The organism is Serratia sp. 3ACOL1, from assembly GCF_003668775.1.
GTDB classification, from domain to species: Bacteria; Pseudomonadota; Gammaproteobacteria; order Enterobacterales; family Enterobacteriaceae; genus Chania; species Chania fonticola.
The window spans coordinates 3,569,315-3,582,311 of record NZ_CP033055.1; the positions used below are offsets into that span (position 1 = coordinate 3,569,315).

The following is a 12,997-nucleotide window of genomic DNA, read 5'->3' on the forward strand; positions in this document are numbered from 1 at the left end:
GGCTTACTCTTGGTCTCTGCCACTCTGGTCCACATATTTAAAACGCTCGATGGTAGTCATACCATGCCTACTCATACTCAAGGCTGAACGTGGCCGCCGCACTGAACGCACCCCGCTCAATACGCCGTTCCCTGAGCGCATCAGGCTCGCCCTGCACATAGGCCTTTAGCGCAATAATGTTGTGCCCTTCCTGCAGCAAAAGTTTGCTGCCAGCCTGATTAAGCTGCAGGGGTTTGGCAGACGGTGTCTCAAACCCGATGGCAATGCCCGTTGCTTGACTGCCGCCCTTGATGGCCAACAGACCCGGCAAGGTGCCGTTTTCAGTGCCGGTAAAGGTTACGTTCACCGTCTTGCCCACCGTCAGATCACATTCCTCCAGGTGTATCTCGAAGGCCTGGCCCACCGTGCGCGTGTTCAGATACAGGTCTTTGTCAATAACACTGCCAAAATCCAGCGCGATTTCTTCATCACCTGGCCGTATTACACAGGGCTCCGCCACCAGGGCACCATACAGGTGAACGTTATTCTCCCCGGCAGCCTCGGCAGGCGCCGTCGTTATTGCCACAAACAAAGGAACCGCTACGCTCATCGTTACTGCCCGGTCAAAAAAACGGCTTCTGTTACGTTTCATCACGGGTTCCTTATTGGTATTCTGCACGCAGCGTTGCCCAGGCCTCAAAGGTCCCTTCGGTCAAGGTCGCGCCGGTATTTTTCACCGGCACCGCCTCCAGCCGCGGCGGGTTATCGCGGTCAATTTTTAGCGTGGTGTTCGGCGTAAAGGGCTGGTCATTTTGATAGACGCGTATACCCAGGTTTGCCTTGTCAGTCAGCAGCGCCTCATTATCGAACCCCGCCGCATTGCCGCTCAGACTCAGTGTCATTGCCCATTGTCCAGGGTCGCCCTCCCTGCAGGTTATCTGATAGTTAATCAACTGACGGTAGCTCACCCCGTCCACCTTGTTGATGCCCACCCGTTCGCCGAAGTCCACGTCTATCCGGTTGTCGTCGTTGATGGTGCACGGCGGCGAGGTTATCAGCGTACCGTGGAACGTTATGTCCGCCTCGCCGTCCTTTGCCTGCGCCGGGCTGGTAACGCCTGCCAGGCCGCTGGTCAGCAGCAGGATCATCATCATTCTGCTCATGCTCTGCTCCCGTTACTGGTAATCCACTTTCATGGTGGCACCTGCGGCAAACTCCCCGCCCTTTAGGGTTACCCAGCTCGGCTTCACCGGCACCGACCACAGTTCAGGCTTATTGGGGTAGGTGAAGTTCAGCCATGTGTTGACAGGCAGCTTGGTACTGCCCTGCAGCAATTGGATACCCAATCCATTTTTGTTAGTCCATAGCACGGTGCTGTCAAAGGCCGTGACAGGGCCTACATGCACATACAGCGTCCCGTTAGCACCCTCGACCACCCAGTTATCTACCGTCGCTTGGGCAGATGGCAGCAGCCACAGCATCACACCCAGCGTTAGCGGCACCATCAGCGCCAGACCGCCCAGCGTGCCGTAGTATTTCAGTTCAGCCGACCCGAACCGGCCTTGCCAGCGGCCGTCCTTCTTGCCTGTCATGCTCTTGTCCTTCGCCTCGCCGGTGTCCGCCTGGGCGTTAATCCGGTTATACCTTCTTCGCCGGTACCACCGTGCAGGTGGTGCCACTGCAACTAAAACTCAGTTGCGGACGGCCGCCGTAGTCATTGACATAGGTCAGCACCGGGTTGCCACCCACGCTGGCCGCACTCACCGTCAGAGGCAGGCTGCCTTTCGGCGGTACCATCATTGGCTCAAAATCCTTGATGCCGGGGCCGTCTTTCTTGTTGCTAGCGTCGACCAGGGTCACGTAATACGGCGTCGGATTGTTGACCACGTATTTGTCGCCCTGCTTCGTCAGTGTCATTTGCTCCTGAGGGGGCGCAGCGTTAGGGTCAATGCTCAATCCCGCAGGGCGGTAAAACAACTTGATACGGCTCTGCAGCGCAATCTGCAGGGTGTTCGGCTTGCTACTCTTCGGCGGTATTTCACGCAAGTTGAAGTAGTACAGGGTCTCCTTGTCTTGGTTCAGCAGCTTCGCCGGCGGCAGCGCCTGAATTTTCACCTGGCTCGGTTTCCCCGGTTCGATGCGCTGCACCGGAGGTAATACTGTCAGAGGGCTCTGGATTTTATTGCCCTGCTCATCCTCTATCCAACCCTGTGCCAGATACGGCAGCTGCTTGTTCTGGTTGCTGACATTCAGGCTCACCGACTTCTGGCTGCCGTCAAAAATCACCCGGGTCCGATCCAGCGCGATGGCAGCTTGTGCCTGCTGGGCAACCAGAGTGCCCAACAGCAATAAGGTCAGGGCCATCGGCATGACGGTACGGGCCGACACGTCGCACAGCCGCGTAACGTTTTTATTCATATTTAACTCGTTTAACTCAGTGTTATGCATTTTTCTCTTCCCCGGCCTCAGTGGCCGCTTTCAACAGGGTTTCAGTTTCGGTTAACGCCGACTCAGCGGCTTTCTCAAGGGCCTGACGTTTCGGATGGCACGGCAACAGCAACGTATTCATCAACATGTCCGCCGGTAGTGGGGTCGGCATCTGCACATCGCACTGTGCCGCGCCGCCCCAGTGCACAGTCATCTGCTCACCGGCATTAATGCCGCTCAGGTACACGCTGCCGCCGTCATTGACGAGGCCGGTTTCCTGCTTACGGGCATTCAGCACCGTGGCGCCAAACGGCGGCTCGCTGCCGTCGGCCAGCTTGATGACCGCCATTGCCTTGGCACCCGCAATCACATTAAATCTCCGGTAGCCAATGGCACCCTCGGTCAGGGTCGCCTGCACCACCGACGTGGCGGCCTCCGCGTTGTCACCCAATTGGTTTAGGTCAATGCTCGCCTTGTTACGGTAATAGCTACTCACATCGCCTATCACCGCTTTGCCCCAAACGTTGGTGCTGGTCGTGTTCCCGTAACCGCGCACCGGCACATTCGACACACCACCGGTGTCAATCAACATCCGGGTGCCACCTGCCACACCGCCGCGGTGGGCGGCAGCCCCCTCCAGCGTGGCGGTCATCCCTCCCAGCATCGACACGCCGAAGGCGCTGTAACGGTCCTGCTGGTAACTGGCGTTGGCGCTCATGCGCGCCATATCCCCTTCATGACTGTAATATCCGCTCGCGGTACCTCCGCTACGCGACATCCCGGCGTTCAGTTGGTAATTGTTATGTTCGTCAATCCTGTCGTAATAACCAACCTGATGTGTCGTATCGCGACGATTGATCGAGGTGTTATAACTGACGGTTGAACTGGTTCCCCACGGCATCGACAGTGACAGATACCCCCCGTCGTCGTTAGTACCGTTGTACTGATTGCGATACGCCGACAGCGACAGGCTCACATTATGCAAGCGGCCCACGTCGAAATAACGCGACACGGTCAGGTTATAACGGTTGTTGGCCGGCCGGTCCCAATATGTCTCGTGGCTGTAGTTGATATAACTGCTTAACCCCAAGTCACGAAAATGCTTGTTGAAGGTGATGGTGTACATCTCCTTGCCGTTGCCGGTTCGAGCACCGTAATTACGTGCATCCAGATACTCGCTCATACTCATAAAGTTCTGTTCCGAGAAGCGGTAACCGGCAAACGTCACCTGGCTGTCATACTCGTCGAAGTTTTTCGAATAACTCATACGGTACGAGCCACCGCTGAGCGTGCCGCCTTCCTGCAGCAACCGGGCCCGCGACTGGGTAGCATCGAATGACAATGCGCCCAGCATCATCAGGTCACGCCCGATACCGAGAGACAGCGCGTTATAATCGCCGCCTGCAAGGGCCCCGCCATACAGCGACCAGCCGTTGCTTACCCCCCAGGAGAACTCGCCGGTACCGAATATCGGGCCGCGTGAATGATGGTCAAAATCCGAGGGCTTGCCCGCCGCTAGCTTGTAGCGCACCATGCCGGGGCGAGTCAGGTAAGGAATGCTGGCGGTGTTGACCACAAACTCCTGCACGCTGCCATCCTGCTCCTCGACCCGGACCTTTAACTCACCGCTGACCGCATCGTTGATGTCCTGAATGCGGAACGGCCCCGACGCGACCGTGGTTTCATACAGCACACGATCCTGCTGGGTGATGATCACCTTGGCGTTGGTCTTGGCGACCCCCACCACTTCTGGCGCATAGCCCCGCAGGTTCGGCGGCAGCATATTGTCGTCCGATACTAGACTGGCCCCGATGAAACGGAAGCTGTCGAACATACCGGAGTCAAGGTAGCTCTCTCCAATCGTCAGCTTCGAACGCAACGACGGCACCGCCCGGTAGGCGTAATAGCGGCTCCAGTCCAACTGTTGACGAGTCGACGGCCCACTGCCGGTCTGGTGGCCAAGGTTAGCCTGCCAGTCCGCCCGCAGACGCCAGGCCCCCAGGTTGGCACCGAGTGTACCGTTGCCGCTCAGGCTATACCCGCGGGTCCCCTGCTTCAGTTGTTGCTGGCTGCGTGCGTTAACGTTGTAGTCCAGTAACACGCCGAGAATGCCCTCATCCCAGCGTGACGGTGGATCCCAATTCTCATCGGTGTATTCCAGAAAGGCCTGTGGGATACTCAGGTAAAGAGCATTGGTGGACAAGTCGCCCCGCACCTCCATACCCTGCACACTGTTTTCGTCCAGACACGCGCCGTCATACCACCAGGTCAGCCCGGCCAGCACCTCTTCCTTGAACCCCAGTTCGTTCGCCAGTGCCCGGGTAATACACGCGCGGCTACCCTTGGGGTCATCCTTCAGGGCATAAAAGGGGATTTGTTGCTCCGGCAGGTCATTTTTGTTGATACGCACCACCATGTCGTACGTACCCGGCATGATGTAGCCACCACGGGAAAACTGGCTCAGATCGATGTTCTGCCGGTCATTGACATCCAGCACATCCGTATTGAACTGAATATCATCGGCTGCATAGACCACTGTCATCGGTGAACTCATTGCGAGCGAAATACACAGCCCCACAGTCTGAATTCGAACTCGTTTTCCTGTCGGTGACAATTCCATACTCTTACCTTGTTATTTTAATAATCCTTTCCACTATCCCGGCAGACATTCAAAAATAATCCAGCTTGAAACGTATCGAGGAAAAATAATCACCGGATTTAACGGCATGGTTGTTAGCTACCAGTTTTAGTGAGTAATCCATCCGCAGGTTACCGGGAACAACATCGGTTAAAGGCAACGCTTCCCCAGGCAAGGCAATATTCCCCAACCCATCAGAAATTTGCAGGCCAACGCCTGAAGTATCACCGTGAACACCAAACAACCCCGCTTCTGCATCACCGTCAAAGGTCACCTGAAAATGCTTCCAACCTTCTTTCCCCTGGCGTTCCAACAAACAATCAACCAAGTGGATAGAAAAATATTTGCTACGCCCCTGGCCATCACGAATAATATCGACCACGGGGACAACACCCATATCGATAATTTGCTCGCGACTGTCTACCGCTATGGTACAGGCAGTATCGATAATGCTGCCCTGCATATTGACCCGCCCCCATCCCGCCAGGCCGGCAGTCGTATTAGAGGAAAAAACAGCAGGAAATAACAGGCAGAAAAACACAATTAATGGTTTCGTATTAATAGGTATTTTCCATATTCTTTTTAGCAAGAGTTTTTAAAATGCATGCGGATGACCCGCATGCATCAGTACGCTACTATTTAAAATAAAACAAAGGGGCAAGTAACGAACTTAGTTATATGCCAGGGTGAAGTCAGCCACCGCCTGGAACTCACCTTCGGTGATGGCGGCAGAAGCGCCGTCACCTTGCACGTACGCAGCGAAGCTCAGGGTGTTCGTACCGTCAGACAATTCCTGGGCTGTGCTTGGCTTACCCAGTTCAATCACTGCACCACTACCATCGGTAACAGCTACGCTGGCACCCTTCGCAGAACCAGTGATACCCAGCAGGCCGTTTTTAGCTGGAGACTTCATACCAGTGAAGGTGATTTGAACCTTGTTCTGGCTATCCTTTTCAGAGACTGAACAGTTTTCCAGTTGGATATCAAAGTTACGCGGCGTGGATTTGCCACCGTCTTTCAGTGCAACCTTGGAAATTTGACCCAGCTCAATAGTCTGATCGGCAGAGTCCGGGGCGATAGAACATGGCGCATCGATAATAGAGCCGGTGAAGGTCACTTTGCCGTTACCCTGGTCGGCGGCGTGCGCCAGAGAAGACAGACCAAATACTGCCACAGCAGCCAATAGAGTTTTGTTAGCTTTCATTTTTACACCCTTGTTAAGAAATTTTTTATTGAGTTGAGTCGCCAACTTATAATGCAAGCCACCTCGACTTGCTCAGACCTGCTGATTGTAGAGATACTCATTTACCCCCTCCTGAGTGATTTAGGTTGTCAGTAAAAAAGCGTCCACAAGCAAGTCACAGCATGTCGAGCGCCAGCCACAACGAGGGCAAGCGGCGACGAGAAAAATGATAACAAACAAAAACAACAACAGACAATTAATCTTTAAAATGCAGTAAAATTAGAATTATTAACCACAAGCTAAAGATGAAAAACAAAAATGCAGAATAAAAAAACGAAATGAGGCCATAAATCACCCCCAATAACTATTTCATAAATCAGCCGTTCTTATCCCCTTAATGCAATGATCACAAAATAATTGACTATTTCCAGGAACACACCTAGATTAATAAAGCAAGATAATTCCTATTGCCAGAAAAGGCCTTTAGAAATATAAGAATGAGTATTTAAAAATGAGATTCATCATAAACTTAACTATCGTCTTCGACCCTGAAAACAAGCTATTACTACTGAAAAACAACGATGAGTTAACAGTGGGGTTATCTAAGCCTGCGGCTCGACTATTAACCGAGTTGATAAAAAATAATAAAGAAGTGCTAACCCGTGAAGTACTCATAAAAAGAGTTTGGGAAGATTATGGATTTTCACCCTCCAGTGCAACATTGAGTAATCACATTAGTGAACTCAGAAAAGCCTTTGAAACTGCGGGTGGAAGCAAAGATGTTATCATGACGATATCTAGGATAGGTTTCAAAATGGATGCAGAGATCCACCCAGAACTAAAATCCATTAAAAAAATAGATCAGCCCCCCTCCATCGACATAGATATGCGAGAGATAAACCTTCACACGAATAAAAATGATGAATTGAAACATGTTCCTCTGCTGTCAAAGAAAGGGCCACGGAACCATGTGAAGTTGGCATCACTTTTCATTTTAGCTATTAGTATTGTGGTCATCTTCGTCATTACATTAAAAAGCAGGAACAAAGAACCCGCATTAATATTTACCCAAGATAAGTGTAATGTGTATGCATTAAACAATGAATACGGATATATTAATGCGCAAAATAAAATAAATAATATTCTTGATAAAGAAGGTATAGAATGCTCTAACATTAATAGCGATGTTTACTATATGGAATACCGAACCAGAAATGAAATTGGTAAAATGACGTTCATAGCTGTTTGCAATATCGGAAAAAATGGAATATATGTGTCCTGTAACAACTATAAATCGATCGAGTAAATTAAAATGAAAAAATACATTATAGCTGTATTTATTGCTATCACCTTGGGTTTGAGCTTTTTTTTCTATACTTAAATACCTCAACGCAGAAATGGGAGCGGTGTTATACTCACGAAGTGACAAAATACACATTAAAGGATGGTATGAAAGTTGAGCTCAACGTGGATATTGATGTAGTCAATGATGATGATAATCAAAGCGAAATTTTCTTATTTGGCACGTTTAAACATTCAAATGAAAGTTATACAATCACCAGGAGAATCCTTCTAACCAAACAAGAAGGCCCAATAAAAAACACATCGACTATTGCTATTACTAAAGAATCTCTATACCCCAGAGATAATGTTCCTGCCGATTTGTGGAATAAATACGCACTACCTATAACCAGAGACTTACCAATCTATATTAAAAGTTTAAAACTTAAGAGAAACGCCTTAATTATCAAGGCATTAGACAACCCTATCTTTGTTTGCACCATACAAGACTAGCATCACAGAGAGCCTTAATTTCTATAATTGAGGCTCGCCACCTAGCAAAGCCGCGCACCCATCAAAACAATAGCACTTAGTTAAAAAAATTAAATTAAAAATAAACTTAATATAAAAAACAAATAAAAATTATAATTATTAAATTGCGTTCCGATAATCACCTTTGCCATCATATACCAAGAGGTAATCAGTTTTATTTTTATTCACATCTTAAAAATGAGGGACCGGATATCACCCAGATAGTGTTCGCAACGCAGTGTAAGCAGCCATCTAATAACCGTACCTATGAATAGACAAAATAATAAATAAAGGAATCAACGTGGTTTTTCACGTCAACATATTGATGACACTTGGGTTGTCGCTGGGATTGTTTGTTTTTTGGCTATGGCGTGCAGTCCGTCGCCGTACCATCTTCGTTTCGCCAACCCTGGCTTGTTTCACTGCTGGGGGGCGATACTGGCTCTTCCCTTGTTATATACCCCGGATATGCGGTTTGCGACGGCGGCCTGGCGGGTCGCCGGAGTGGCGTTCGGAGCCTTTTGGTTTCTTTCCTGCCTGCAACTCCAATGGCATCGACACAGGCTGCTCGCAACCCTCTACGGCGTGCTTGTTCTGGTTACTGCCGAAACTATTATTGCCGGTCAGCAGTGGCTGATGCCTCACCGTGCCTGGGTTCCACTGTATGGCAATCGGGTCTATGGCACTTTCTTTCAGCCCAATGTCCTCGCCAGTCTGATCGCCACCGGTATCACCCTAACTCTTGTACTGCTGCTGTTGCCCGGCCTGGCGGCGCGCCCCGCTCGCCTGAATGGCATACGCCGGTCAATCTTGTTCGGTATGCTGGCTGGGTTCACGACACTGTTGGTGTGCATTCAGTCACGGACCGGCTGGCTGGGCGGCATCGCCGCCGCAGTGTTGCTGCTCTTTCGCTTTGGTCGTATCAACACCACGAATACCCGGGGTGCCATTATCGCACTGAGTGGAGGGGTTGCCCTGGGAAGCGCTTGGTTGCTTTCCGGTCATACCCTCCTGCCACTGGCGGACCACACCGGCAGCAACCTGGCTCGCTGGAGCATGCTGCGCGATACGCTTGCCATGATTATCGACAAACCGTTGCTGGGATGGGGCTACGGTGGGTTCGAGTACAACTTCCAGCATTTTCGTGTCAACCAGGTGCCGCCAACCCCGGTGACCGAAATTGCCCGCCATCCCCATAACGAAATATTGCTGTGGGTTGTGGAAGGCGGCGGGATTGGACTGACCGGAGTGGGCCTGATGCTGGCTGGCGTAGGTGTGATTGTCCGTCAGTCCATACAACGAGACCGCAGCGCTCTGCGTGCCGGCCATCGCATGGCCGGAGTACCGACTGCGCTGTGCCTTACAGCTCTGCCGATGGCCACTCATACCCAGTTGGAGTACCCGTTCTACCTCTCGACGCTGCATTTTGTCACGTTCCTACTACTGCTCTCCTTGGCCGACTGTATCGGCACATCGGTACGGACGCAGCGCACATTGTTGGACACTACAAGCACAAGACTGAGTTTCGTCATGGCTGCATTGGCACTGAGTGTTTCCGTGCTGGCCGGATTTACCCTCCGTGGAGAAATAACGCTCACGCAAGTGGAACGATTTGGTATGGAAGACGTGACGCCCTTAAACACCTTACCCCAACTATCGCGTCACCTGCTCTTGGAGCGAGTCACCTTTGATGAACAGGTAGGGCCCTGATGGCCTACAACCAGACCGGGGATAAACATCTGCTGCAAAGCTACAGCCAGTGGGCTCAGAGCTACCTGCTGCGCCGTATCGACAAGAATGTCTATGTCAGTCTGATAACCATATTGCAGCACCAGGGATACCCAGAAAAAGCTCAGCGTTATCGTCACGAAGCGGCCGTATTTTTCCCCACCGACGTGCGTTTTACTCCTTCAACCGACATGACGACCACACTCAGTAGTAAGGACAGGCGATGAAAAAAAATCATATCAACATCCTCATACAAGACACCAACCGGTATTTTGCCGAGGGTCTTACCGCCCTGCTGCACGCGGAGTGCCAACGCAGGAATACCAGCGTGACGTTTTTAACCCCCGCACACCGCCATAGGGCCGACGTTCTTATTGTCACGAATGATGCCCGTACGCACATCAGGACCGACTCTCCTCCTGCGATACAAGGCCGGCATAACATGCTCGTTATCCAGGACCGCGTCCGTTACCAGACAGCTTCTCGGGTCCAGCCCGACATCGGTGTCATCAATCGTCGCGACAGCATCAACTCCGTGCGGGCGATGATTGAACTGATGTTCGCAAGGCACTATGACGGCCTCACCAGAGAAGCGTTACCTGGCAGGCCGAACCTAACTGCCAGGCAACGCGAGATTTTATCCGCCCTGGCCCGCGGACTGACACCGAACCGGATAGCCCGGCTGTATGGCCTGAGCGTCAAAACGGTCAGCGCTCATAAGTGCGCCGCCATGCGCGAGCTGGGGCTCGCCCGCGTTCACGACCTGTATCTTTGGTTGCACAACCAGAATGCATTGACTCCTGTGCGGCTACATCGCCACCGGGCAATACCGGCCTCAGGCGATGGGAAGGGCCCCTCCAGGACGTGACCCCTTGCAAGCCACCACGCAGTGACGGGTGGCGTCACCACGATAAACACCCAACACCTCCGCTAACAGGATACGTAAACAGAGTGAACACACCGCTCCTTCGCACACTTCGTACCGCCCTTCTGTGTCTGCTCGCGCTGGGTACCTCAGCCTGCCAGCCCCCAAAGGCGAGTAAGCCCGACTCGCGTGCCGCCGTCGCAGAGCAGGCGGGCGCTGGAAACGCCCCACTCAAACAACGTGAGACTGAGCGATTAACGCAGTGCCAAACACAATTAAGGGTGTTGCAAAATATAAACCCCAAACAATACCAACAGTACAAACAGACCTTTGATCATCTGATGAACAGCGAGTCCCACTATGCCTGTCTGCAAGCACGAGTCAATGACACGACCTAGGAGGCGGAGGATGCGTTGTATCACTACAAAATCAACTACCTATGTGCCGGTGTCAGCCAGGCCGTATTGATCGGGCTGGCCGAACAGGGGAAGCAGATGAAAGAGGAACCGGTTAAATGAGGCGCAAAACGTGCTTGCTAACCTGGGGGACATGGCGCTGACGGCCCTGGTGATGACCGGCAAATGACGACGTGCCGGCACTGTTGCAGTTTGCCGAGCAGTATCAGCAGCAACGCCAACAGCCGGTGATTGCCGCCCCCACAAGCACCGAAAAATCGCCCGCGCCGAAAACGACCACCCAACAGAAAAAGCCGCCCTGACCGGCTTCCCCTACAGGGGGAATATGTCCGCGACATCAGTCCAAAGCAGGCAGCAACTGGCGCACCAACGACTCGAACTAGAAGCGCTGCGTCAGGAGGTTACCGTGCTACGGGCTGAAAAAACGGCGTTCCCCGCAGTCATGGCTCCCAACTCACTGCCCGAGCTGCACCTGTTGCAACGCTGGGTTGCCGGGCTGAGCGAAGCCTGGCGCGGTTCGCCCGATGCGCTACACAGCGCCGCCCTGCTTCGTCAGGCGACACAGCAGACCGCAAGGGCGCAACAAACCGAGGAGGCCCATGAACAACGGCAGCGAGAGGACCAGCAGGCTTACGCACCTCCCAGCAGGACAATGAGCAGAAGCTGGCAAAACAGAAAACGATAACCCAACAGACACAGGCAGAACTCGATGACGTGCGCAAACGATCATCGTGGAATATCACCCCAATCCAATTGGTGTAGGATAACGTACGCCTGTCCTACGCGGCGTGGGTTGCGCTGGGCCTAGATATTCAGACGCTGATGGCCTGGGGTGTGCCCATAGACTCCTCCTATTCTCAAAATATAGGCCAGATTTGTCTACGGGTTCGGGGTCACTCCACAAGTGATCCGTAATGTTCGATTTTCGCCTGTGTCAGCTTTGTCTTTATCGCCTGGTTTCATGGTTTCAATAATTTTGGCTGATGGTGTTTTTTCTCTTTTTGTCCAACTAGTTAACTCCATGAGTGTCACTGTTACATGACACTCATTTTAAAATCAATTTAATGCGCAAATATCCCTATTGACTCATCACGAAAAAATGGTTTGGTTACTATAATTAGCCATTATTCCATCCTCTCAAACATCAAATCCCAAACGCCATGTCCCAGACGCTGGCCACGTAATTCAAATTTTGTCAGCGGACGCGAGTCCGGACGCGGTACGTAATCATTACTCTCGGAGAGATTACGGTAGCCTGCGCTGCTGTTCATGACTTCCAGCATGTGTTCCGCATAGGGTTGCCAGTCGGTGGCCATATGGAATACGCCACCGACTTTTAATTTGCGCTGCACCAGCTCAACAAACGGCGTCTGTACGATGCGGCGTTTGTTGTGGCGTGCCTTGTGCCAAGGATCCGGGAAGAACAGCTGCACCATATCCAGTGAAGCGTCCGGGATCATATTCTGCAAAACTTCTACCGCATCGTGGCACATCACCCGCAGGTTGGCCAACTCCGCCTCATGGGCATCGGCCAGGCAGGCACCCACGCCCGGCGAGTGAACCTCGATCCCCAGGAAGTTCTGCTGCGGGTTGTTGCCCGCCATGGTGACCAGCGAAGCCCCCATGCCAAAACCAATCTCCAGCACGGTTGGCGCTTCACGGCCAAACAGCGCGGCGATATCGACAGGTTCAGCCTGATATTCCACGCCCATCACCGGCCAATAGTTGTCCAGCGCCTGCTGCTGGCCTTTGGTCAACCGCCCCTGGCGGCGAACAAAACTGCGGATACGGCGCATCGCGCGGCCGTTCTCATCAAATTCTGGGGAGATGACGTCATTAATCATAGTGCTTTCTGTCTATTTGGCTGCCAATTAGGGGAACGCGCATTATGCAAAGATACCTTGCTTTAGCAAGCGTTCATCATCATACCGGATGTGCTACTGCGGAAA

15 protein-coding genes are annotated in these 12,997 nt (G+C 52.3%); 7 read left to right on the forward strand and 8 right to left on the reverse strand.

All coding sequences use genetic code 11. The annotated features are described in order from the left end of the window. Positions 1-67 precede the first annotated feature (67 nt). The 7 genes from D9980_RS16095 to D9980_RS16125 all read right to left on the reverse strand — a co-directional run bounded on the left by D9980_RS16095 (position 68) and on the right by D9980_RS16125 (position 6,248). A complete protein-coding gene (locus tag D9980_RS16095; protein ID WP_121609037.1) occupies positions 68-589 on the reverse strand; it encodes a fimbrial protein in 522 nt (173 codons plus the stop codon). A gap of 52 nt (positions 590-641) precedes the next feature. After that, on the reverse strand, positions 642-1,142 hold the full coding sequence (locus tag D9980_RS16100; protein ID WP_121607826.1) for a fimbrial protein: 501 nt from the start codon (positions 1,140-1,142) through the stop codon (positions 642-644). 12 nt (positions 1,143-1,154) lie between these two features. Further along, entirely contained in the window at positions 1,155-1,571 is a 417-nt protein-coding gene (locus D9980_RS27040; RefSeq protein ID WP_024484071.1) for a hypothetical protein, read from the reverse strand. 46 nt (positions 1,572-1,617) lie between these two features. Then, positions 1,618-2,349, reverse strand: a complete 732-nt coding sequence (locus D9980_RS16110) for a fimbria/pilus periplasmic chaperone (protein WP_121609038.1) — start codon at positions 2,347-2,349, stop codon at positions 1,618-1,620. A gap of 70 nt (positions 2,350-2,419) precedes the next feature. Then, on the reverse strand, positions 2,420-5,026 hold the full coding sequence (locus D9980_RS16115; protein ID WP_024484073.1) for an outer membrane usher protein: 2,607 nt from the start codon (positions 5,024-5,026) through the stop codon (positions 2,420-2,422). Positions 5,027-5,075: 49 nt separating this feature from the next. Next, on the reverse strand, positions 5,076-5,633 hold the full coding sequence (locus tag D9980_RS16120) for a fimbrial protein (protein ID WP_238393645.1): 558 nt from the start codon (positions 5,631-5,633) through the stop codon (positions 5,076-5,078). Between the two features lie 81 nt (positions 5,634-5,714). Further along, on the reverse strand, positions 5,715-6,248 hold the full coding sequence (locus D9980_RS16125) for a fimbrial protein (RefSeq protein ID WP_024484075.1): 534 nt from the start codon (positions 6,246-6,248) through the stop codon (positions 5,715-5,717). A gap of 490 nt (positions 6,249-6,738) precedes the next feature. On the opposite strand from D9980_RS16125, the gene D9980_RS16130 reads away from it, so the two are divergent. The 7 genes from D9980_RS16130 to D9980_RS16160 all read left to right on the forward strand — a co-directional run bounded on the left by D9980_RS16130 (position 6,739) and on the right by D9980_RS16160 (position 11,733). Further along, entirely contained in the window at positions 6,739-7,533 is a 795-nt protein-coding gene (locus tag D9980_RS16130) for a winged helix-turn-helix domain-containing protein (RefSeq protein ID WP_121607827.1), read from the forward strand. 143 nt (positions 7,534-7,676) lie between these two features. After that, entirely contained in the window at positions 7,677-8,021 is a 345-nt protein-coding gene (locus tag D9980_RS16135) for a hypothetical protein (protein ID WP_024484077.1), read from the forward strand. Positions 8,022-8,624: 603 nt separating this feature from the next. Continuing rightward, positions 8,625-9,749 carry an O-antigen ligase gene (locus tag D9980_RS16140; protein WP_162304278.1) on the forward strand — a complete coding sequence of 375 codons (1,125 nt, stop codon included), beginning with the start codon at positions 8,625-8,627 and terminating at the stop codon, positions 9,747-9,749. After that, positions 9,749-9,994, forward strand: coding sequence for a hypothetical protein (locus tag D9980_RS16145; protein WP_121607829.1), 246 nt, complete (start codon positions 9,749-9,751; stop codon positions 9,992-9,994). Before D9980_RS16140 ends, D9980_RS16145 begins: the two co-directional genes overlap by 1 nt. Continuing rightward, positions 9,991-10,635: a LuxR C-terminal-related transcriptional regulator gene (locus tag D9980_RS16150; protein WP_024484079.1), complete on the forward strand. Its 645-nt coding sequence runs from the start codon at positions 9,991-9,993 to the stop codon at positions 10,633-10,635. Before D9980_RS16145 ends, D9980_RS16150 begins: the two co-directional genes overlap by 4 nt. Before the next feature lie 586 nt (positions 10,636-11,221). Further along, positions 11,222-11,350: a hypothetical protein gene (locus tag D9980_RS27185; RefSeq protein WP_255417706.1), complete on the forward strand. Its 129-nt coding sequence runs from the start codon at positions 11,222-11,224 to the stop codon at positions 11,348-11,350. A 23-nt stretch (positions 11,351-11,373) separates the two neighbouring features. Further along, complete coding sequence (locus D9980_RS16160; protein WP_024484080.1) at positions 11,374-11,733, forward strand: hypothetical protein; 360 nt, start codon at positions 11,374-11,376, stop codon at positions 11,731-11,733. Positions 11,734-12,172: 439 nt separating this feature from the next. On the opposite strand, the gene trmB is transcribed toward D9980_RS16160, so the two are convergent. Beyond that, positions 12,173-12,892 (reverse strand): tRNA (guanosine(46)-N7)-methyltransferase TrmB, encoded by a 720-nt coding sequence (gene trmB / locus D9980_RS16170; protein WP_121607831.1) that lies wholly within the window; start codon positions 12,890-12,892, stop codon positions 12,173-12,175. Positions 12,893-12,997 lie beyond the last annotated feature (105 nt).